This window comes from Stenotrophomonas sp. SMYL89, from assembly GCF_036319985.1.
GTDB classification, from domain to species: Bacteria; Pseudomonadota; Gammaproteobacteria; order Xanthomonadales; family Xanthomonadaceae; genus Stenotrophomonas; species Stenotrophomonas maltophilia_Q.
On the sequence record NZ_JAWIRW010000006.1, the window covers coordinates 115,457 to 135,703 of the forward strand.

Sequence of the window (20,247 nt, forward strand, 5' to 3'; positions counted from 1 at the left end):
TGTGCGGTGTCAGCACTTGCACGCAGGTGCTGCGGGTGCGCACTCCGCGTCAGGCGAGCCCGCGCAGCAGTTGTGCGTCAGGTACTCGATCAAGCCGTTCATGGCGCCGAAGTTGGCCCGATAGCAGACATGGCGGCCCTGGTTTTCGCTCTCCACCAGCCCGGCCTGCACCAGCTCCTTCAGGTGGAAGCTGAGCGTGGCTGGGGGCACCTGCAGGGCCGTGGCGATGTCGCCCGCCATGCGACCTGCCGGGCCAGCCTCCACCAGCAGGCGGAAAGCCGCCAGGCGGGTGGCGTGACCCAGGGCAGTCAGGGCGGCGATTGCATTCAACGTTTCCATATTTCTAGAATAGTCGAATGAATAAGCCGATCACAAGTACCCACCTGCCCAACCTGGTGGAATCGTCATTGCCCCAGCCCGATCACCGCCAGCTCGCCGCCGCCGATCTGGGGCCGCCACGCATCCTCCTGCTCTACGGCTCACTGCGGCCGCAGTCGTTCAGCCGCAAGCTGGCGCTGGAAGCCGAACGGCTGCTGCGTCACCTGGGGTGCGAGACCCGGGTGTTCGATCCGCATGCGCTGCCCATGCTGGACAGCGTGGACACGAGCCACCCCGAAGTGCAGCGGCTGCGTGCGTGGTCGCAGTGGTCGGAAGGCCAGGTCTGGGTCAGCCCCGAGCGGCACGGGACGATCACCGGTGTGTTCAAGAACCAGATCGACTGGTTGCCGCTGGAAGATGGCAGCGTGCGGCCCACACAAGGCAGGACGCTGGCGGTGATGCAGGTGAGCGGCGGTTCGCAGTCGTTCAACACGGTCAACACGTTGCGCGTGCTCGGCCGGTGGATGCGCATGCTGACCATTCCCAACCAGTCGTCGGTGGCCAAGGCCTGGCAGGAATTCGATGACGATGGGCGCATGAAGCCCTCGCCGTACTACGACCGCGTGGTGGATGTGATGGAGGAGCTTGTGAAGTTCACGCTGCTGACGCGAGGGCGGTCGGACTACCTGGTGGACCGCTACAGCGAGCGCAAGGGCGCCGCGCACGCCGCTGCATTGGCGAGGGCCGCAGGGGCTGCGGCTTCCTGAATTCCAATTCGCCGATCGACGTATTACTTGCTTGCGCGCCGCGCGCCCTTCTCGTCTTCGTCCTTCGCATCCCCGCGGCTCTGCGCGAATTCCGGAAAGGTCTTCGCGATCGAATCCTTGTCCGGCAGGATGTAGAACACGCCGCCCTTCTCGAACATGGGCTGCACGATCTGCCCGTAGAACGCGGGCGAGACGTTGATGCAACCGTGGGTGACGCGGTTGTCGTCCGGCGTGGGCGATGCCAAGCGCTCGGCGCGCTTCTCCTTCGGGCTGCCCGGTGGCAGCGGATGCATTGAAACGGCCGAATCGTAGTCCACCCACAGCACGCGCCCGGCATCGTCGGAGGGGCCGTAGCCACCAATGAAGCGGCCGGCCGGCGTGGTGCGGTCGTGGCCAGGAATCGCGCTCAGTGCGAGCTTGGCGACGCCGGGTGCGGAGTGGTCGCCGATGGCCGAACCGAACAGCGCCGGTGCCGCGCCACGCAGCTTTCCGTCGCCGCTGAAGATCAGAACCTGCGCCGCCGCCTTGTCCATGACTGCAAACGGATAGCCCTGGTTATCCTTGCTGGCCACCACCCAGCCGGCCAGTTCGATCACCGTTTCGGACACGCCCTGGTCAGGTGGAAGTTCATCAACGGCGGCCACCGGTGGTGCAGGTGCGTCCTTGTCCCTGGCGTTGGCTACGCCGCTGCATGCAACGACCAGCGCCATGGCCAGTGCGGCATGGAGGGCGCGGCGTGCAGGGGAGGAGTAGGTACGAATGGGACGGCTCCTTGCAATGCAATCCTGGGTGGAAGGACGCCAGTGGCCGGCGAAGGCCACTGGCTCCCGATACAGAGGTGGATCAATTCAAACAGTGAGGGAGCAATTACCCGCGCGGCTTGCGGCCGGCCGGTGCCCTTTCAAGCTGCTGCACGCGACCTTCGATCTGGTCCAGACGCTGGTTGGCCTGCTGCGCGGACTGGTTGGCGGACTCCGCGCTCTGCGCAGCACCCTGCACCTTTACGTCGAGCTGATCGAGACGCGAGTTGATGGTTGCAAACTCGTTCTTGTAAGAGGCGCAGGCGCCAAGGCTGACGGTGGCGATGAGCGCTACAGCAAGTGCGCGGGCCGTCTTCATGTGTTGCGGGTTCAGGTTCATTGCACTCCCTCCTTCGTCTGGGGAAGCTGGAATATAGCGGCGTTTGTTCCCGCTGCTGACAAGCGCTTTCAGCTGAAATTTGAATACGTGGATGGGTTGTGAAGTCCGCTTCTGACCCAGCATTAACAAGCGGGATCAGGCGAGCTGATGTACGCCGGCCGATCGCCTTGTGCCTGTTCAGAACAGCCAATTCATCTGTATGAAGCCGATATCACCCTGTGAGGCTTTCGCGTGTTCATACAGGCTGCAAACACGGATTGCCCGTTGCCCGGTAGATCGGCGCGTATGGCTACTTCAAGGCCGGCAGCGTGAAGCCACTGCCGTAGACAATGCCAACGAGGGTCTGCAGGAAGTCAGAGGTTGGAATGCGCTCGCCATTGGTGGAGTACGCGATCGACACATCATCGGCAGGGTTGTAGATGACGCGCGAATGAGAGCCCAGTACATCGCCAGCGTGGCCCAGGAAGCGCTGCTCACCGAACGGGAACTCGGCCAGTCCTTTTCCCCAGCCCGCGCCGGCAACCGGCGTCATCCGGTCGAGGCTTTCCCTGCGCAGCAACCGGTTGTGGAACAGCGCGTTGATCAGCACGTTCAGTTCGCGCGTGGTGCCGGCGATGTCGCCCACGCCGATGACGTTGGTGTACGCGATGTCCTTGATCTCGTTCCACTGCCCTGCGTATGCATAGGACTTGAAGGTGTTGGCGGTGTGCGACGGTGCTGCAGCGAAGTGCTGCAACGCCAGCGGTTCTGCAATCTGCTGTTCGACGATGTGCTGGTAGTCGGTGCCGTAGCGCTGTTCCAGGATCATCCGCAGCAGCAGGTAGGCAGAGTTGGAGTAGGCCACGCGCGTCCCCGGCTCGAACGCAGTGCCCTGCCTTCGTATCTCGTCGAGGATCCGTGCCTGGCTAACCTCGTCCACCACCCAGACCGCGCCGTCCTTTATCGCGAAGTTGCCCAGGCCACTGGAATGCGCCAGCAGATGGCCAACGGTGATCTGCTGCGCCGACGGCATGTCGGGGAAGAAGTCCGACAGGTGATCGTCCAGGCTCAACCGGCCTTCTTCGACCAGCTTGAACGCCAGGATGGCGGTGACCATCTTGGTCACCGAGGCGATCTGGTAGCGGGTGCTGTCGTCGTGCGCGACGGGCGGCAGGCTGTTCTGCCCGAAGCTTCTGTTGTAGACCTCGTGGCCATTCCTGAAGATGGATACGCTGCCGACGCCTGCGTTGCTTTTCTCGACCTGATCGAGGAAGTCATCCAGCGTGCCCGCATTGACCCCCGCCGCGGAGGCGGCTGCATGCGCACCGTGCGCAAGCATCGGCATCGTGAGCAGCAGAAGCAGGCAAGCCAATCTCTTCATCTCGCGACCCTGGGTTGGATTGATGCGTACGCACCGCAGTTGGAGTTCCCTGAACGGGAGCCTTATTTATACACCAGTCAGTTCAATATTCAGGGTCGATTAGACCCCCTAACGGATAATTCACACCTGTCGACCACCTCCTCTCTCTCCCCCTCCCGGGAGGCGGTCGACGAAACCAAAATAATTAAAGGTGTGTCCCGATGAACAAGAATTCGCTGCTCGCCCTGGGTCTTCTGGCTGCTCTGCCGTTCGCTGCATCGGCGACCGATGGCCTGTCGTACAACTACGTTGAAGGCGGCTACGTGAACACCGATGCCAAGGGCGGCGACGCCGATGGCTGGAAGGTGAAGGGTTCCGTGGCGGTGCACCCGAACTTCCACATCTTCGGCGACTACAGCGCGCAGGAGACCGACAAGTTCAAGAATGACGTCGACCAGTGGCGCCTGGGTGTCGGCTACAACTACGGCATCGCACCGAACACCGACCTGGTGGCCCGTGTTGCGTACCAGAAGTACGACGAAAAGCGTGGCCTGGACTTCAACGGCTACTCCACCGAAGTGGGCGTGCGCACCGCGTTCAACCCGTACGTGGAAGGCTACGTGATGGCCGGCTACGAAGATTTCAGCAAGAAGCACGGCTACAACCCGGACGGCGAGTTCTACGGCCGCGTGGGCGCCACCGCCAAGTTCAACCAGAACTGGGGCTTGAGTGGCGAAGTGAAGCTGGCCAAGGCCGGCGACCGCGAGTGGTTCGTGGGCCCGCGCTTCACCTGGTAACAAACGCCTGTCGTTAGTGCGTGTTGTTCTGGCGTGTGACTCTCTCTCTCCCACACGCCAACCGAAGCCCGGCCTCGCGCCGGGCTTCACTTTTATGGGCCCTGTGGCGCCACAATGCGGCATGGGCGACCCTTCCCCCCTCGCAGGTACTGGCACGGCCTACCAGGAGCATCCGGCGCCTGCGCCGCTGCGCGGCCACTTTGGTCAGCTGTGGCAGAGCCAGCTTCCTGCCGATGCCGATGGGCACATCACCGTACTGCCCGATGGTTGCGTGGATATCCTCTGGCGCGACGGTGCGTTGTTCGTGGTCGGCCCGGATCGCGTGGCCGCGCACCCGGCGCTGGCACCCGGTGCGCAGGTGCTGGGGGCACGCTTCCGTCCCGGCCAGGCATTGGCCGCGCTGGGCCTGCCCTTGGCCGAGATCATCGGCCAGGCCGTGCCACTGGCCGATCTGAAGGGCGCGTGGGCGAGCAAGGCGGCGGCCTCCATTGGTGACACCACGCCTGCACAGCGCCTGCAGCGGATGGCGCACTGCCTGCAACAGCATATGGGTGCGTCCGCGCTCGATACCCCGGCGCAGCGGGCACATGTCCTGTTCCAGGCGCTCGCCATTGGTGACGCCACGCTGGATGCGCTGGCGGCACGCCTGAGCCTGAGTCCGCGCAGCCTGCGGCGCTTCAGCCAGTCGCAGTTCGGCTACGGCGCCAAGACGCTGGAGCGGATCCTGCGCCTGCAACGTTTTCTTCGCCACAGCCGTGCGCTGCCGCAGCACTCGCTGGCGATGCTGGCCGCCGAGGCCGGCTATGCCGACCAGGCCCATCTCAGCCGCGAGGCACGTGAGCTTGCCAGCATGACAGCACGCGAGCTGCGCCTGGAATGGGGCCAATGATGGCCGTTTCGTTCAAGACCGCGATGCCACGTTGATTGAAGCTGGGGCTCCCACCACGGAGCCACGCCATGAGCCACGTCGCACCTCACGATGCCGAACGCCGCATCGACAACATCGAATTCAACGTCGCCGACATCGCCCGCAGCAAACGCTTCTACGGCGAGGTGTTCGGTTGGCACTTCACCGACTACGGGCCGGCCTACACCGAGTTCGACGATGGCCGCCTGAAAGGCGGCTTCGTGGCCGACGCGCCGGTGCGTGCCCACGGCGGGCCGCTGGTGATCCTCTACTGCGCGGACCTGGCCGATGCACAGCAGCGTGTGACTGCCGCTGGGGGCGAGGTGGTGCAGGCGGTGTTCGCGTTTCCTGGTGGCCGCCGCTTCCAGTTCCGCGATCTGGATGGCTACGAGTTGGCGGTCTGGAGTGATGTGGATTGAGGTCTTCGTACCTTCGCTGGTGGACGGAACGAGAACCGCTCCGTCCCCGGTCAGGTGGTTCCGCTATGATCGCCCGCACATCGCCACGCGATGCGCCCGCCTCAAGCCAGCAGGAACCGCCGTGAACTCCCAGCCCGCACCGATCACCGCCCTCAACCACACGCTCGACAACGAGCCGCAGCAGATCACTGCGCCGCTGACCCATTCGGCGGCGTTCCTGGTGCTGAAGGTGAAGGGTGACGAAGCGTCGATCGCCAAGGCGCGCGAGGTGCTGGCCAGCACCGATGACCTGATCAAGAACACCGCCATCCGCGAGATCGAGCGCACCTTTACCTGCAACGTGGCCATTGGTCACCGCGTGTGGAAGCCGCTGGTGGGCACCACGCCACCGCGCGAGCTCAAGCCCTTCCGCGAGATCAAGGGCGCGACCCATACCGCTGTTTCCACGCCGGGTGACCTGCTGTATCACATCCGCGCACGCACCATGGATCTGATCGTGGCGTTCGAGCGCAACCTGCTGATGGCCTTCGGCGATGCGGTGGAAGCGGTCGATGACGTAGCCGGTTTCCGCTATTTCGATGGCCGCGACCTGCTCGATTTCGTCGACGGCACCGCCAATCCGGAAGGGCTGTCGTTGCCGGAAGCCACGATCGTGGGTGACGAAGACCCGGAGCATGCCGGCGGCAGTTACGTGGTGGTGCAGAAGTACCTGCACAACCTCGATGCGTGGCGCGCTCAGAAGACCGAGGCGCAGGAAGCGATCATCGGCCGCACCAAGCACGACAACATCGAGTTGGATGACGCACCGGCGGATGCGCAGAAGTCGCACAAGACCTTGTGCACCATTGAAGACGCCGACGGCGAGCACGAGATCCTGCGCGACAACATGCCGTTCGCCAACCCGGGCCGTGGCGAGTACGGCACCTACTTCATCGGTTACACGCGCCGCCTGTGGGTGATCGAGAAGATGCTCGAGCGCATGTTCATCGGCAATCCCGCGCCGCTGCACGACCGCATCCTCGACTTCTCCACCGCCACTACCGGCGTGACCTTCTTTGCGCCTTCTCGCAAGGTGCTGGCCGACCTTGGCGACTGATCGCGCCGGGCCATCACGGCCCGCCATCTGCCTGTCATCTATGGCGCCGACCATGGCGCGCTGGATGGGAGTGCAGGAGGCTGGCGATGGTCAGGACTGGGAACGGGACCGGCGCGCGGCGCTGGTGGCGGCCGCTGGCTGCGTTGTTCGGCGCGTTGGCACTGGGGAGTGCCAGCGTTTCCGCGCAGGAGGCCCCTGCGCACTGGATGGCCTATGCCGCCACCGTGGGGGGCCAGCTGCAGCAGCGCCTGCAGCAGGAGCAGGACCCGCAGGCGCAGCGCGTGGTGGAGTGGTTGCGTGCACACCCGGATACACCCACGCCGCTGCCGGTGAGCCTGTGGATTGCGGCGGACGGCCGCATCTCGAAGCTGGAGTTCGACAGCCTGGGTGATGCCCAGGTCGACGCAGACCTGCGCGCGACGCTGCAGGCCGCGCCGTTGCAGGCAGCCCCGCCGGCGGACATGCGCCAGCCGCTGCGGCTGGGCCTGCTGCTTACCCAGTAGATCCACGCCATGCGTGAATGTGCTGGGTAGATGCCGACCTTGGTCGGCACGCACGCGCCAACCAAGGTTGGCGACTACCGGTGCCCAGCCCGGCCATCCGCATCAACGAACCGGCGCCACCTGCGGTTCGCGTGCGGCCGCGCTCCATGCACGCAGGCCGAACACGGCCAGGCCCAGGAAGAACACGTACAGCGCGGCAGTCACGTGCAGCGACTTGAACAGGTACGCGCCCACGTAGACCACGTCCACCCCGATCCACACCCACCAGCAGGCCACGTGGCGTCGCGCCTGCCACCACTGGCCAACCAGGCTCAGTGTGGTCAGCATCGCGTCCAGCCACGGCAGCGCGGCGTCGGTGAAGGTGTGCATGCCGGCTCCCAGCGCCACGCCACCACACAGGCCGATGGCCAGGTCGCGCAGCAGCTTGCCGCGCGCCAGCGGCACGATGCGGATGCTGCCCTCATCGACGGCATGCTGCCGCCAGTTGAGCCAGCCGTAGACCAGGAAGCCACCGAAGGCGACCTGCAGCAGGGTGTCCGAGTACAGCTTGGCCTCGGCGAACACCAGCCCGTACAGCGTCACCGACAGCAGGCCCACCGGCCACGCCGCCAGCCGGCGCCGGGCCATCAGCCAGACACCGAGGATGCTGCAAAGGGCGGCGGTCCACTCGAGCATCACGCCGCTCACAGCGCGAACGTCACCGACAGGCGGGCCTGTCGAGGCGCGCCGGGGAACAGGTAGTAGTCACCGCCGCTGCTGCCGGTATCACGCCAGTAGAAGCGGTTGAACACGTTGTCCACCGACAGGTTCCAGGTTACTGCACGGTCGTGCAGGCGATGCTGGAAACGCAGGCCGGCATCGAACACCGAGTAGTCCGGTGCACGCACGCCGCCGTCGGCGCGGGCCACCTTGGCACCGGCATAGCGCCAGCCACCGGTCACGTCCAGACCCTGCACGAAGGGCAGCGCATAGGCCAGGTGCACACTGGCCCGAACCTTCGGTACGTTCACCAGCTGATGGCCTTCATAGGTGGGCGTGCCGGTATCGCGAGCACGCGCCTGCAGCAGGCTTGCACTGGCCACGATCTGCAATGCGTCCGTCAGCTGGCCGTTGGCGGTCAGCTCCAGGCCGGTGTGGGTCTGGGTGCCTTCCTCGACGAAGGTGTAGCCCACGTCGCTGTTGTCGGGCTTGGCGTACTGGTACGGCTGCGAAATTCGGAACACCGCCGCGCCCAGGGTCAGCGCCTCGACCGGCACGTACTTCACGCCCACTTCCAGCTGCCGCGACTGCACCGACGGCAGGAAGGTGTCGGCATTGCTGGTCCAGAACGGCGCTTCCTGGCCCAACGAAATGCCACGCACGTAGCTGGCGTAGGCGTTGAGCTGGTCGGTGGCCTTCCATACCACGGCGGTCTGTGGCAGGAAGCGCGACAGGCGGCTGTGGCGCTGCGGGGTGCCGCGCTTGTCGTAGGCGCGCTCGTCCAGGCGCACGAAGCGGCCACCGGCCAGCCACTGCCAGTCATCACCGAAGCTCATCCGGTCCAGCGCGAAGAACGCGGTCTGGCGGCTGTCCAGGCGGCGTGCGGACGGGCCTGGCATCTTCGGCGACGGCTCGAACACTGGCACCGGCGTTTCGTGGATGTTGCTGGTGCCGACGTACTCGTTGACGCTGGGGCGCTTGTCCACGGTGCGGCGGAAGTAGTCGGCGCCGACGGTCAGCTGGTGGCCGACGCTGCCGGTCTCGAAGCGACCGCGCAGCTCGGCACGGGCCTGCTGGTTGCGTCGGGTGTCGTCCGGGCTGCGGTAGTCGTAGATGTCGTAGTCGCCGTTGGGTGCGAAGTAGTTGCCTGGCACGCTGCCATCGGCGCATTGCACGGCGTAGTAGCAGCCGTAGGCGAAGGCGACGTTGTCGTCGATCACCGAGCGGCTGTGGCCGACCGAGACGCGCGACTGCCAGGCGTCGTTGAAATCGTAGGTGTGCAGGGCGGTGATGTTGGTGCTGGCGATATCCACCGGGCGCTGCCACGGCTGGTAGCCGAGCAGGTGCTCGCGGTCGACGCCGCGCGGCAGGTCGCGTGCGCCCAGCAGCTGGTAGCCGGACACCGAACGCTGCGAGCTGGTCTGGTAGTTGGCATCCACTTCCAGCTTGCCGCGCTCGCCGATCAGCCAGTCGGCCGCCAGCGAGTAGAAGTTGCGACGGCCATCGGCGTGCTCGACATAGGAATTGCTGGAGTCCCAGGCGGCATTCAGGCGAAGACCGAAACGCGGGGTGATCCAGTGGCCGACATCGACGGCGACGTAGCGCGAGCCTTCCGAATCGGTACCGAGCGTGGCGGTGCGCACTTCGGCCGGGCGCTTGCCGATGTAGTTGATGATGCCGCCGGGCGCCATCACGCCTGCGGCCAGGCCGGCTTCACCCTTGAGGATCTCCACCGACTGCACGTTCTCCAGCGCCAGGCGCTGTTCGCCGGCGATGGACAGTCCGTTGAAGCGGTAGCCGGTGGCGGGGTCCAGTGCGAAGCCACGGATGGCGACGTTCTGGTAGTAACCCACCGGCGCATACGCATCACCCAGCGAGGCATCGTTGCTGGCCAGCTCGGACAGCGAACGCACCTGGCGGCGATCGAGGTAGTCGCGCTCAAGCACGTTCACCGACGCCGGCGTGTCCTTCCAGCTGCCGCCACCGAAGGCATTCACGCGCGAAGTATCGGTCTTCGGTCTGCCGGCCTGCACGCGCACCGCTGCCAGTTCGGTCGGCGAGCGTTCGGCGCCGGTGGCAGCCGCATCGGGGGACGCATCGGCCCCGCTGGCGTGCAATGGCAGCGCGGCGCAGAGGGCGAGGGAAAGCAGGGTGGGGCGCAGGCAGCTGTTCATTCGGTTCGTCTTCGGACAACAAGGGAGACGAAGCGACGGCGCGCAGGTGCACCGGCCCATGACGGGGGTGTGGCTGCGGCTCAAAGCTCCCTACGCCGGTGCAAACCGGATCAGGTTCCAAGGGACTCTCTCAGCCTGGCAGATCCAGGCACCCCCGCTTCAGGTGGCCATTTCACTACAAATGGTACGGATTTGCGAGCCGGCGCCCTTCAGGCTGCCGCGTGCAGGGCCTGCAGCAGTGCCTGTCCCGGCGCGCTGTGGAACCATGCCGGGTGCCCCAGCATGAAGGGCTGCCACGCCACGTCCGCGTTCGCGGTGGAGCCGGTGATGCCTTCGAAGTACTCCACTTCGGACAGTGCGAAGTCGAAATGGACCATCGGCAGCAGGTCGGCCAGCAGGTGCACGCGTGCCGCAGACAGCGGCAGTACCTGGCGGTAGCCGTCGAGCAGGGCCAGCGCGATATCGATGCGCACCGCCTCCATGCCGCGCTCGAGTTCCAGCCACGCCACCGCGTTGCGCTCGATCGCGGTGGCGAGGTCGAACAGCGCGCTGGTGGGCGAGGCCAGGCCGAAATCCAGCACGGTGCTGACCTGCCCGTCGCGCCACAGCAGGTTGGACACATGCCAGTCGTTGTGCGCCCACAGCCGCGGCTCGTCGCGCAGGCGCGCGGCCAGGCCGGCGTGCCACGGCAGCACGTCGCGCTGCAGCTGCGCCTCCCATGGGATGCGTGCGAGGTAACGTGCCAGGCCGGGGCGTTCGTGCAGCCCTGACTTGATTGCCGCGATCGGATCGTCGGCGCGGATCAGATCGTCGCGCGCGACCAGCAGGTGGGTACTGCGTTGGGGCGCTTGGTAGCGGGCGGCGGCGCGGTGCAGCGTGGCCAGCATGCGGCCCGCCTCGCGTGCCTGCGCGACATCGGTCAGCAGCGACCACGACACGGCGTCGCGGTAGACGTCTTCGCCCACGCCGACGGCATGCAGTTCAAAGGTCCATTCGCCGTGTTCAACGGCCGTGCGGCCATCGGTCGCCGCCAGCACCTGCACCACCGGTACGCCCCCTGCGGCGAGACGGGCGATGAAGCGATGTTCTTCTTCCAGGCAGGCCGCGCTGCGCACGCTGTGGTGATGGCGCTTGACGAACACCGCGCCGTCCACGCCGTCCACGCCGTCGACGATGGCGGCGGCCGACAGTGGTCGCGGGCTGTGCCAGCGGGCCTGGCTGTGCTCGCCCAGCTGCGGGTAGCGCGCACCCAGCCACGCGATGTCCGCGGCGCTGATGGGTGGCCAGTCGGCAGCGACCTCGTCGTTGTTGAGGCCCTGCACGCGGTGGGAGGAAGACGTCATGCCGCAGCCCGAGTGGGAAAAATCACATCCAAGGCTGCGCATTCAACGCCATGACCACGGCCAACGCAAACGGGCGGGTCATCGACCCGCCCGTCCGTGCATCACCTGCGATGATGCCGCCGCGCCGCTTACCAGCCGCGATGGCGGCCGCGGTCGTGGTAGTAGCGGTTGTCGTAGTAGCGCTCGCGCTGCCAGCGATGGTCGTCACCACGGTCGTAATAGCCGCTGCGGTAATAGCCACGATCGTAGCGGCGGTCGTAGCGGTTGTCGTAATAGCGATTGTCGTAATAGCGACGGTCGCGGCGGTCGGAGGTGGTCAGGTTGCCGATCGCGCCGCCGGCCACGGCACCACCGACGGTGGCCGCAGGATCGCCGTTGGAGAGCAGGTTGCCGGCCACGCCACCGACCACGGCGCCGACCAGGGTGCGCTTGTCCTTCCTCGACATCGCGCTGGCATCGCTGACCACGGCGACACCGGCAACCAGTGCCAGCGCCATCGCCAGACCACGGAAGCTGAGTGTGGAAGTACTGAGCATGTTCGTTCTCCTGTGAGGTGCATGCCACGCTGGGCAGGGAGGGCGCGGGGCGCCCCGGCTGCCGTGGTGTCCACGCTGGCGTTCCAACATTGCCGGAACATTGCCTGGTCCACCGGTCGGCTTGCGCATTCATCTAGCGGCAGGCGGCATGAAGCAAGGCTGAAAGCGGCTGCGGCCGCTCAGCTGGCAGAAAGGGAAAGGGCCACGCGGACGTGGCCCTCCCTTCTCTCCCAAGGCGCTGCGGGCTTAGACGCCCATCGCCTTCTGTGCCTGCCGGGCCTGCTCCTGCTGGGCATCCTGCTGCTGGTGCAGCACGTTCGGCGCGCCCTGCACGGCACCGCTGCTGAGCGCCAGGCTCTGCTCGCTGGCGGCACGGGTATCCACCGCCACGCGGCTGGCGGCGGGGTCACCGATCGTGCCCTGCACGGCAAACAGGCGCTCACCGTTCGGGCTCGGCACCACCGTGTCGATGCGCTGCAGGCCGGCGGCATGCGCCTCCTTGGTCAGGGCCGCAGCGGCGCTTTCCAGCGCATGGCGATCCTTGAAGGTGCCTGCCGGCATCAGTTCCAGACCCTTGCTGGCCTGGATGAACAATGGATTGCGCGGGTGCCGCTCGTCGTTCAGCAACGGCCGTTCGCGGGCTTCCTTGATGGCCTCCAGCGTCTTCACCCCGACAATGCCGTCGGCCACCAGGCCGTTGTCCTTCTGCAGCTGGCGCACCGCCGCGTCGGTGTTGCGGCCGAAGCGGCCATCCTCGACCAGCGGCTTGCCGTCGGCACCGACGTAGCCGAGGTGGCCCAGCTGCTCCTGCACCTTGCGCACGCCCTCGCTGTGCGCGCCCTGCTTGTACAGTTCGGCGTGCGGCGTGGCAGCGGCCTTGTGCTCGGCGGCAGGCTTGCCCTGGGTCTGCTCATGCGACTGGGTGCGGTTTTCCAGCAGGTCGCGCGCCTTGGACAGCGGATCGGAGGCGTACAGCTTCCAGTTCGGGTGCTCCTTCACCTGCTTGAGGTAGTCCTCCACCGGCATGGTGTGCACGCCCTTGCTGCCGGTGGACTGGCTGATCAGCAGCTTGTCGGTGTTGGGGTCGCGCACCACCATCACGATGTGGTCGATGCCGTTCCAATGCTCGTGACGGGTCCTGGCCGTATCCAGGCCGATGATCATGCCTTCCTTCAGCGCATCGGGCTTCAGGATCGCGTCGCGGTCAAGCAGCACGCCGGACTGGTCGAATGCCTTGCGCACGATGCCGCCGGAGCCCAGGTTGCCCAGGTCGATGCGATCGGCCTTGCTGAACACCGCATGCCCGGCCTTCTGGTTGATCTCGTCCATGGTGCGGTTCTGCAGCGTGCCGACCCAGCCGGAACAGTCGATGTAGCCCTGCTCCACGTTCTTGCCGGTCTTGCCCGGTACGTACAGCGCGTGGCCCGGGATGTTGATGGCGTACTTGACGTGGTCGTACTTCACGCCGGCCTCGTAGGCCGCCTGCAGTTCGATGCCCGGCTTCGGCGCGGCAGCAGCGGTTGCGGTCGCCGCCAGCGTGGCAGCACCGGCCGCCACGGCGGCGCTGGCCGCTGCCGGGGTCTGGGCCTGGCCCTGGCCCGACGCCACCGTCTGCGGCGCGATGTTCTTTTCCGGAATGCTGATCGCCGCGTACTTGTGGATGTAGTAGCTGGAGAAGGTGCGCGCCAGGTCGCCATCGTTCATGCCGCGCATCTCGGCCAGGGTGTGGCCGGTGAGCGCTTTGGCATCGGAGCCGATCTGGTTGAGCACGTTGCGGCGCATGTTGATCTCTTCACCATGGCCGTTGCGCACCACGCCGAAGGTTCCGGTGGCGATTGCGGTCTGCACCGAGCCATAGCCGGCGCTGCCCTGCTGGTGGGCCAGGTACAGGTCCAGCCCGGTCGGCGTACTGCCACCGGACAGGTACGGGTGGCCAGTGCGTTCGTTGCGGCGTGCCATCGAGTCCAGGTTGTCCTGGTACATCTGTGCGGCCGCTTCGGTGTTGCGGGTCGGGTCGAACTCGTGGCCGGTCAGGTGATACTGGCGCGCGGAGCCGGGCACGAACTGGAACAGGCCCTTGGCGCCGGACGAGGTGTTGTGGGCGCGCTCGTTGAACGTGCCGCCGGTCTCGATGTGCGCAAAGCGCATGAAATCATCGACGGGAATGCCCTTGTGCCGGGCGACCTGCTCGACGATGTCCAGGACTTCCTTTCTGCTGTAGTCATGCTGTGCCATGACGTCTTCCTCGGGGTTGATGGAGCGGCGCGTGCCGCGAATCGCCAACCGGACTCATCCATGAGTCAAGAACATGTCGGTCAACAGGTAACCCGCGTGTGCGGGTGGCAATCAGGGCGCGACGTACTGCTGGGTCGCGCTGTCGAAGGTGTAGTGCACGGCGTCGCCGGCAGCCAGCGCACGGGTCTTGCCCGGGGCGTCGATGGTGGTGCCCTTGAAGGTCACGGTCAGTCGCGGCAGGCCATTGCCGTCGGCAGCGAACGCCAGCTCGCCATCGCTGTCGGTGCAGGGCATCACGTTGCCCTCGTCGCAGGCGGCACTGTTGTCCTCGCCGGTGCGCACCGAGCCGACATAGCGCCAGACCTTGCTGTCCACGTTGTCTTCGCTGCGCTTGGGGTTGAACAGCAGCAGCGCGTAGCCGGTGCTGCTGATGCCACGGTCGAAGCTGCTGGTTGGCACCGCCAGCAGCAGGCGGCCGTCGGCGGTGCGGTGTTCAAGCGGCTTGCGCCGTGTATCGACGTCGTCGGCCTTGTCGTAGGCGCCCAGTGCGCCGATGGTCCATTCCTGGCCACGGAACTTCCAGGGCTTGTTCGCATCGCTGCCGGCCAGCACGAAGGTGGCCTCGGCGAGGTTGGCGCGGTCATCCGGGCCGGCCGGTGACTGCTCGCCCGGCTTGCCGTAGTGCTCGCGGGTATCCCAGGAGAAACCCGTGTAATACGTGGTGCCGTCGAGGGTGAAAGTGTGGCCGAACCAGAAGGTCGCCACGCTGCCGTTCTGTACCTCGTAGGAGGTCGCGCCATCACCGTCCACCTGGTAGGTGAAGTACATCACGGTCGGCGCGTCGGGCGGGGTGACGGCGGTGTCGGGAGAGGTGTTCTGCATCGGGGCAACATCCTGTCGGGGCGCATCGGCAGCCTGCACGGGGGCACCAGGCTGGGAGGACGAGGGGGCCGGATCGGCGGCGCTGCAGGCGGCAGCGGAAAGAGAGACGAGCAGGCACGCCGCGAATGCGCGCAGGGGCCGCAACGGCAGGGTCCAACGTAGCTCGGGGGGGTGATGCATGCGCCTCTCCATGGTCAGCGTTGCCGGGCCAGACGGCCGGCAGGAAACCGCACCCCATCCACCAGGGACGGGAGCGAGGACATGAGCCGGTCGATTCCTTCGACCTCGCATTGAAAACCCATGCCGGATCATCTTGGCACAGAATGGCGGCCGGTCAAAGAGGGCGGTGACAGAGGCCCCTACAGTGTGATCTGGTTCTCAGATCTTGCCGTCGCGCAGGTAGTCGAACAGTTCGGCGTCGCCCTTCAGGCCCAGCTTGAGCATGGCGTCGCCCTTCTGCCGGCTGATGGTGCTGACGCTCTTGTGCAGCTGCAGCGAGATTTCCTTCACCGTCATGCCGGTGCCGAGCAGCCGCAGCACTTCCACTTCGCGCGGTGACAGGGGCTTGCCATCACCCTCGCGCATGCGCCAGCTGCCCGCAGCCTCGACCCGCTCACGCAGGCTGCGGCTGATGTAGGGCTGGCCCCGGTAGACCGCCTGGATGGCCTGCGGCAGTTCGTCCATCGACGAGCTCTTGTCGACCAGACCGAGCACACCGCTGTCGAGCACCATGCGCAGGATCGCCAGGTTGTTGGAGACGCTGAGCATCAGCACCGGCAGGTCGGGGTAGCGGCGGCGGATCATGCCGATCATGGCGAAGCCGTCTGCCTGTGGGCTGCCCGGCATGGAGTAGTCGGTCACCAGCAGGTCGCAGGGTTGGCTTCCGAGCAGGGCCATCAGCGCCTGCGCGCTGTCGGCCTCGCCGACCACGCGGCCAACCCCGCTCGACTCGATGACGGCGCGGGTACCGATACGGACCACCGGGTGGTCGTCTGCGATGATGATGCGCAAGCTCATGCTCTAGTATGGCCACCGGGCAAGCCGGACCGCGACCATCGCGGCCCTGTCAGGATTCTAGGAGATCGACGCCGATGCGTAGCTGGGCTGTTCGCGGGCTGGTCCTGCTGCTGGCCGTGCTGGTGCTGCCCGTGGCGCTGGCACAGGCGGTGCCTGGGCTGTTGCCGCTCAGCTCCATGCAGCGCGAGTACCTCGCCGCCCATCCAAGCATCGTCGTGGGCCAGTATGACAGCGGCTGGCCACCGTTCGAGTCCCTCCGTGATGGCCAGCAGGTTGGCCTGGGGCCGGATTATCTGTCGCTTCTTGCCCATCATCTGGGTGTGAAGGTCGAAGCCCGTCGTTACCCCGATTGGACATCCGTGCTGGATGCGGCGTGCCGTGGCGAGATCGATGTGGTCATGAACGTCGCTCTGAGCGCCGACCGTACCCGCTGCATGGTCTACACCGCGGCCTATGGCGAGTCGCCGCTGGCCCTGGTGGGGCGACCGGGCGATCTGCGCGCTTCCGATACCCCCGATCTGGATGGCCTGCGGGTGGTGATCGAACAGGATTTCCTGACCGGTCCGCAGGTGCGCGCGCGTTTCCCGCGCGCGCGGCAGCTTGTCGCAAACAGCTCGCTTGCGGCATTGCTAATGGTCAGAGACGACAAAGCTGACGTCTATATCGGCAACGCCTATGTCGCCAACGAGCTGATCGCGCGTGAGCGTCTGCAGGGCGTGGTGCTGCTGAGGCCCAGTGATCTGCCTCCCGAGCGGCTGCATTTCGGGGTTCCCAACGGCAAGCAGCCGTTGGCCGAAGCGCTGGACGTCGCCCTGGCCGCGACCAGCCAGGCCCAGCGCGACGCGTTGGCGCGGCGCTGGCTGCCGCCGCCGCAGTGGTCGGCCTCGGCACAGCTGGCCCTGAGCCAGGCCGAGCAGCGGGTGCTGGAGACGCCGTTGAAGGTCGGTTTTGCACCGAACGCTGCGCCGCTGTCGTTCGCCGATGAGAAGGGCAGGCCCAGTGGCCTGGCCAGCGAATACCTGCAGCGGCTGACGCAGGCCGGTGCCAATCTGCAGCCGCAGAACAGCCATGACTGGTTCGAGGTACGCGAGAAGGCGCGCCGTGGCGAGGTGCAGGCCGTGATGGGCATTCCGGCCGATTCGCGCTACCTGGGCCCGGAGTGGGTGTTCAGCCAGCCCTTCATCAGCGTGCCCAACGTGATCGTCAGCCGCCACGACGGGGCGGCGTTGCTGGGCCTGTCGGACCTGCAGGGCAAGCGCGTGCTGCTTTCCGATCCCGAGCGCGTGCGTGGCTACGTGCTGCAGCAGGCGCCACAGGCCAGGATCATCGCCGCGCGCAGTGCGGAGCAGGCGCTGCAGCGACTTATCGATGGCGAGGCCGACGCCTACGTCGGCAATCTGGCCGTGGTTGATCATCTGCTGCGCGACCGCTTCCCGGGCCGCCTGCAGGTGGCTGCGCCGGCGGGCTTCAACGACCAGCTGGTGCTGGCGGTGGAGCGCCGCCATGCCGCCCTGGCCACAACCTTCGACCGGCTGTTGATGCAGATGACTCCACGCGAGCGCGAGGCGCTGCGCGGTGACTGGTTGGCGGTCGAGTACCGCAACGGCATCAACTGGAGCGGTGCGCTGCGCTGGGGCGTACCACTGCTGCTGGTGCTGCTGACCGCGCTGCTGGTCCATGGCATCGGCTACTGGCGCCTGCGCCGTGAAGTGGCCGGGCGGCGCCACCTGGAGCAGCGTCTGGCCGAAGTGACCGACAACCTGCCTGCCGTGGTCTACCAGGCCCGTCGCGAGGTTGATGGCACGCTCAGCTTCCCGTTCATTGCCGGCGACCTGCAGGCCCTGTTCGGGATCACCCGGCAGCAGGCCGAGCAGGACGCCAGGATGCTGCTGGAACGTGTTGAAGAGGACGATCGCGCGCGCATCCTGCAGGCCGTCGAACAGGCCGCGCACCAGTTCGCACCGCTCGTGCTGGAATTCCGCCTGCGTGGCGACGGCGCAGGCCCGCGCTGGGTGCGTACCCAGGCGCAACCCTATGCCGCCGAGGCCGGAGTGGTGACCTGGAGTGGCTACTGGGTGGATGCCAGCGAGGCCCGTGCGCAGGCCGATGCCCTGACCGCAGCCAAGGCCGAGGCCGAGCAGGCGGCCGAGGCGAAATCCCGTTTCCTTGCGACCATGAGCCATGAGATCCGCACGCCGATGAGTGGCGTGCTGGGCATGCTGGAAGTGCTGGCGCACTCACCGCTGGATGCAGAGCAGAAGCGCATCCTTGGCGTGATCGAGGACTCGGCACAGATGCTCCGGCAGATCCTTGACGACATCCTCGACTACTCGCGGCTGGAGGCCAACGCATTGCGGCTGGAGCCGGTACCACAACCGCTGAGGCCGTTGCTGGAAAGCGTGTGCCGCCTGCTCTCCGCACAGGCCAGCGCGCGCGGCCTGGCGTTGCAGGTACAGATCGATCCGCAGTTGGCAGCGGCCCATGAAGTGGATGGCGTTCGTCTGCGCCAGATCGTGTTCAATCTTCTCAGCAATGCCATCAAGTTCACCCCGAGCGGCGAAGTGCGGCTGCAGGTGGAGGTGATGGGCCCGACCTCCGAAGATGGCCGCCAACCGCTCCGCCTGAGCGTCACCGACACCGGCATGGGCATCGCGCCCGAACAGGTGCAGCACCTGTTCGCGCCGTTCACCCAGGCCGGCGCCTACATCCAGCGCGACCATGGTGGTACCGGCCTCGGTCTGAGCATCTGCCATCGCCTGGTGCAGATGATGGAGGGCGAGCTGGAGCTGCACAGTACCCTCGGCGAAGGTACCTGCGCCGAGGTACGGCTATCGCTGGTGGAAGCGGGCATTGCCGATGCTGAAGCGCTGGCTGCCGAACAGGAACAGGCTGCCCTGCTGCCGTCGGCTCTGCGCCAGGCGCGCGTGCTGGTGATCGAGGATCATCCGACCAACCAGGCGATGATGGCCTGGCGGCTGCAGCAGCTGGGCGTGCCGCACGTGCTGGTCGGTGATGGCCAGCAGGGGCTGGATCGCCTGGCATCGGAGCACTTTGATCTGGTCATTACCGATTGCCGTATGCCGGTACTGGATGGTTTCGCCTTCACCCGGCTTCTGCGCGAGCGCGAGGGACGCACCGGGCAACCCCGGCTGGCCGTGCTGGCGCTGACCGCCAGCGTGCTGGACGACGATGCGCGTCGTTGCCGTGAAGCCGGCATGGATGAGGTGCTGGCCAAGCCATTGTCATTGGCGACGCTGCGCGCGGCCCTGTTGCGCTGGTTGCCGCAGGCGCAGGGTCAACGGTTCGAGGAGGCGGTGCTGGAGTCCGCCACCGACGGCGTGATGCTGCCTGACCTGGCCACGCTGCGACAGCGCTTCGGTTCACAGGCCGTGGCCGAGCAGTTGCGCGACAGCCTGCTGCAGGCCAGTGAAGGTGACCTGGCCGCTGTGCAGCGCGCGCTGGAGGCCGGCGACCGTGAGGCTGCCGCGCTGCACCTGCATCGTCAGGCGGGTGGATTGGGTGCGGTGGGGGCGACGGCACTGGCCGGGCAGGCCAATGCACTGGTCGAGCGCCTGCAGGACGCGGCCGAGACCGATCCGGTGCCGTTGTTCGCCGCGGTGGCGGCATTCGTGGCGCGGCTGCAACAGCAGTTGCAGCGGCTGGCTCACTGAGCCGACTGCTGCTGCAGGTAGGCGATCACAAGCGCACGGCGTTCGGCGCTGGGGAAGGCGTTGTACATGCGTGTGCCCGGTACAACATGGGTGGGTGACTGCAGGAACGCATCCAGGGTCTGTGCGGACCAGGTGATGTCGGCGCGGCGCATGCCGTCGGAATAGCCGTAGTCGGGCAGGCTGCCGGCGCGACGGCCGATCACGCCGTGCAGGTTCGGGCCGAAGCGGTGGATGCCGCCAGGCTGCACGGTGTGGCAGCCGGCACACAACTCGAACGCGCGTTGCATGGCCTGCTGGTGCGCCTGTTCCGGCGTGGGGGGCGCTGCAGGCGGGCGCTGGCAGGCCGTGGCGACCAGGGCCACGGCAACAGCGATGAGCGGGAGTGATGCACGCATGGGCGGGCA

General features: G+C 66.5%; 19 protein-coding genes and 1 riboswitch. Of the genes, 7 read left to right on the top strand and 12 right to left on the bottom strand.

The window, feature by feature from the left end:
- Nucleotides 1–9 precede the first annotated feature (9 nt).
- Complete coding sequence (locus V3B41_RS09590) at nucleotides 10–339, bottom strand: metalloregulator ArsR/SmtB family transcription factor (RefSeq protein WP_049429833.1); 330 nt, start codon at nucleotides 337–339, stop codon at nucleotides 10–12.
- A 17-nt stretch (nucleotides 340–356) separates the two neighbouring features.
- Here V3B41_RS09590 and arsH point away from each other — a divergent pair, with 17 nt between their 5' ends.
- The gene (arsH, locus tag V3B41_RS09595) at nucleotides 357–1,085 is read left to right on the top strand and encodes an arsenical resistance protein ArsH (protein WP_197632175.1); all 729 of its coding nucleotides are present in this window, start codon (nucleotides 357–359) and stop codon (nucleotides 1,083–1,085) included.
- A 23-nt stretch (nucleotides 1,086–1,108) separates the two neighbouring features.
- Here arsH and V3B41_RS09600 read toward each other — a convergent pair whose 3' ends face one another.
- The 3 genes from V3B41_RS09600 to V3B41_RS09610 all read right to left on the bottom strand — a co-directional run bounded on the left by V3B41_RS09600 (nucleotide 1,109) and on the right by V3B41_RS09610 (nucleotide 3,585).
- Nucleotides 1,109–1,795: a hypothetical protein gene (locus tag V3B41_RS09600; RefSeq protein ID WP_049429831.1), complete on the bottom strand. Its 687-nt coding sequence runs from the start codon at nucleotides 1,793–1,795 to the stop codon at nucleotides 1,109–1,111.
- A gap of 157 nt (nucleotides 1,796–1,952) precedes the next feature.
- Nucleotides 1,953–2,225 carry a hypothetical protein gene (locus V3B41_RS09605; protein WP_010487149.1) on the bottom strand — a complete coding sequence of 91 codons (273 nt, stop codon included), beginning with the start codon at nucleotides 2,223–2,225 and terminating at the stop codon, nucleotides 1,953–1,955.
- Nucleotides 2,226–2,514: 289 nt separating this feature from the next.
- Nucleotides 2,515–3,585, bottom strand: a complete 1,071-nt coding sequence (locus V3B41_RS09610; protein WP_285310197.1) for a serine hydrolase domain-containing protein — start codon at nucleotides 3,583–3,585, stop codon at nucleotides 2,515–2,517.
- A 200-nt stretch (nucleotides 3,586–3,785) separates the two neighbouring features.
- Between V3B41_RS09610 and V3B41_RS09615 the strand changes: the two genes are divergently transcribed.
- From V3B41_RS09615 to V3B41_RS09635, 5 genes are all read left to right on the top strand, one after another.
- On the top strand, nucleotides 3,786–4,361 hold the full coding sequence (locus tag V3B41_RS09615; protein WP_004153562.1) for an Ax21 family protein: 576 nt from the start codon (nucleotides 3,786–3,788) through the stop codon (nucleotides 4,359–4,361).
- A gap of 121 nt (nucleotides 4,362–4,482) precedes the next feature.
- On the top strand, nucleotides 4,483–5,250 hold the full coding sequence (locus tag V3B41_RS09620; RefSeq protein WP_197650224.1) for a DUF6597 domain-containing transcriptional factor: 768 nt from the start codon (nucleotides 4,483–4,485) through the stop codon (nucleotides 5,248–5,250).
- 68 nt (nucleotides 5,251–5,318) lie between these two features.
- Nucleotides 5,319–5,687 carry a VOC family protein gene (locus tag V3B41_RS09625; protein WP_010487140.1) on the top strand — a complete coding sequence of 123 codons (369 nt, stop codon included), beginning with the start codon at nucleotides 5,319–5,321 and terminating at the stop codon, nucleotides 5,685–5,687.
- 121 nt (nucleotides 5,688–5,808) lie between these two features.
- Complete coding sequence (locus V3B41_RS09630) at nucleotides 5,809–6,783, top strand: Dyp-type peroxidase (protein WP_197650223.1); 975 nt, start codon at nucleotides 5,809–5,811, stop codon at nucleotides 6,781–6,783.
- Nucleotides 6,784–6,863: 80 nt separating this feature from the next.
- Complete coding sequence (locus tag V3B41_RS09635) at nucleotides 6,864–7,286, top strand: hypothetical protein (protein WP_197650233.1); 423 nt, start codon at nucleotides 6,864–6,866, stop codon at nucleotides 7,284–7,286.
- A 102-nt stretch (nucleotides 7,287–7,388) separates the two neighbouring features.
- Here the strand turns inward: V3B41_RS09635 and pnuC are convergent, their stop codons facing one another.
- The 7 genes from pnuC to V3B41_RS09670 form a co-directional block, all read right to left on the bottom strand.
- Nucleotides 7,389–7,961, bottom strand: a complete 573-nt coding sequence (gene pnuC / locus V3B41_RS09640) for a nicotinamide riboside transporter PnuC (protein WP_197650222.1) — start codon at nucleotides 7,959–7,961, stop codon at nucleotides 7,389–7,391.
- Nucleotides 7,962–7,969: 8 nt separating this feature from the next.
- The gene (locus V3B41_RS09645) at nucleotides 7,970–10,159 is read right to left on the bottom strand and encodes a TonB-dependent siderophore receptor (protein ID WP_329860854.1); all 2,190 of its coding nucleotides are present in this window, start codon (nucleotides 10,157–10,159) and stop codon (nucleotides 7,970–7,972) included.
- A gap of 70 nt (nucleotides 10,160–10,229) precedes the next feature.
- Nucleotides 10,230–10,325: riboswitch (TPP riboswitch) on the bottom strand.
- Between the two features lie 43 nt (nucleotides 10,326–10,368).
- Entirely contained in the window at nucleotides 10,369–11,502 is a 1,134-nt protein-coding gene (locus V3B41_RS09650; RefSeq protein WP_329860856.1) for a phosphotransferase, read from the bottom strand.
- A gap of 128 nt (nucleotides 11,503–11,630) precedes the next feature.
- Nucleotides 11,631–12,038 (bottom strand): glycine zipper 2TM domain-containing protein, encoded by a 408-nt coding sequence (locus V3B41_RS09655; RefSeq protein WP_049429814.1) that lies wholly within the window; start codon nucleotides 12,036–12,038, stop codon nucleotides 11,631–11,633.
- A gap of 246 nt (nucleotides 12,039–12,284) precedes the next feature.
- On the bottom strand, nucleotides 12,285–14,273 hold the full coding sequence (locus V3B41_RS09660) for a peptidoglycan-binding protein (protein WP_049429872.1): 1,989 nt from the start codon (nucleotides 14,271–14,273) through the stop codon (nucleotides 12,285–12,287).
- Nucleotides 14,274–14,384: 111 nt separating this feature from the next.
- Nucleotides 14,385–15,155 carry a hypothetical protein gene (locus V3B41_RS09665; protein ID WP_329860859.1) on the bottom strand — a complete coding sequence of 257 codons (771 nt, stop codon included), beginning with the start codon at nucleotides 15,153–15,155 and terminating at the stop codon, nucleotides 14,385–14,387.
- A gap of 378 nt (nucleotides 15,156–15,533) precedes the next feature.
- Nucleotides 15,534–16,172, bottom strand: a complete 639-nt coding sequence (locus tag V3B41_RS09670; protein ID WP_049421098.1) for a response regulator transcription factor — start codon at nucleotides 16,170–16,172, stop codon at nucleotides 15,534–15,536.
- Between the two features lie 74 nt (nucleotides 16,173–16,246).
- Between V3B41_RS09670 and V3B41_RS09675 the strand changes: the two genes are divergently transcribed.
- Entirely contained in the window at nucleotides 16,247–19,843 is a 3,597-nt protein-coding gene (locus V3B41_RS09675) for a transporter substrate-binding domain-containing protein (protein WP_049429812.1), read from the top strand.
- On the opposite strand, the gene V3B41_RS09680 is transcribed toward V3B41_RS09675, so the two are convergent.
- Nucleotides 19,837–20,238, bottom strand: coding sequence for a c-type cytochrome (locus V3B41_RS09680; protein WP_049429811.1), 402 nt, complete (start codon nucleotides 20,236–20,238; stop codon nucleotides 19,837–19,839). The two genes, V3B41_RS09675 and V3B41_RS09680, sit on opposite strands and share 7 nt — an antisense overlap.
- Nucleotides 20,239–20,247 lie beyond the last annotated feature (9 nt).

Coding starts and splice junctions, on each gene's coding strand:
- V3B41_RS09590 (WP_049429833.1), bottom strand. CDS start 339: ATGGAAACGTTGAATGCAATCGCCGCCCTGACTGCCCTGGGTCACGCC.
- arsH (WP_197632175.1), top strand. CDS start 357: ATGAATAAGCCGATCACAAGTACCCACCTGCCCAACCTGGTGGAATCG.
- V3B41_RS09600 (WP_049429831.1), bottom strand. CDS start 1,795: ATGGCGCTGGTCGTTGCATGCAGCGGCGTAGCCAACGCCAGGGACAAG.
- V3B41_RS09605 (WP_010487149.1), bottom strand. CDS start 2,225: ATGAACCTGAACCCGCAACACATGAAGACGGCCCGCGCACTTGCTGTA.
- V3B41_RS09610 (WP_285310197.1), bottom strand. CDS start 3,585: ATGAAGAGATTGGCTTGCCTGCTTCTGCTGCTCACGATGCCGATGCTT.
- V3B41_RS09615 (WP_004153562.1), top strand. CDS start 3,786: ATGAACAAGAATTCGCTGCTCGCCCTGGGTCTTCTGGCTGCTCTGCCG.
- V3B41_RS09620 (WP_197650224.1), top strand. CDS start 4,483: ATGGGCGACCCTTCCCCCCTCGCAGGTACTGGCACGGCCTACCAGGAG.
- V3B41_RS09625 (WP_010487140.1), top strand. CDS start 5,319: ATGAGCCACGTCGCACCTCACGATGCCGAACGCCGCATCGACAACATC.
- pnuC (WP_197650222.1), bottom strand. CDS start 7,961: ATGCTCGAGTGGACCGCCGCCCTTTGCAGCATCCTCGGTGTCTGGCTG.
- V3B41_RS09645 (WP_329860854.1), bottom strand. CDS start 10,159: ATGAACAGCTGCCTGCGCCCCACCCTGCTTTCCCTCGCCCTCTGCGCC.
- V3B41_RS09650 (WP_329860856.1), bottom strand. CDS start 11,502: ATGACGTCTTCCTCCCACCGCGTGCAGGGCCTCAACAACGACGAGGTC.
- V3B41_RS09655 (WP_049429814.1), bottom strand. CDS start 12,038: ATGCTCAGTACTTCCACACTCAGCTTCCGTGGTCTGGCGATGGCGCTG.
- V3B41_RS09660 (WP_049429872.1), bottom strand. CDS start 14,273: ATGGCACAGCATGACTACAGCAGAAAGGAAGTCCTGGACATCGTCGAG.
- V3B41_RS09665 (WP_329860859.1), bottom strand. CDS start 15,155: ATGCAGAACACCTCTCCCGACACCGCCGTCACCCCGCCCGACGCGCCG.
- V3B41_RS09670 (WP_049421098.1), bottom strand. CDS start 16,172: ATGAGCTTGCGCATCATCATCGCAGACGACCACCCGGTGGTCCGTATC.
- V3B41_RS09675 (WP_049429812.1), top strand. CDS start 16,247: ATGCGTAGCTGGGCTGTTCGCGGGCTGGTCCTGCTGCTGGCCGTGCTG.
- V3B41_RS09680 (WP_049429811.1), bottom strand. CDS start 20,238: ATGCGTGCATCACTCCCGCTCATCGCTGTTGCCGTGGCCCTGGTCGCC.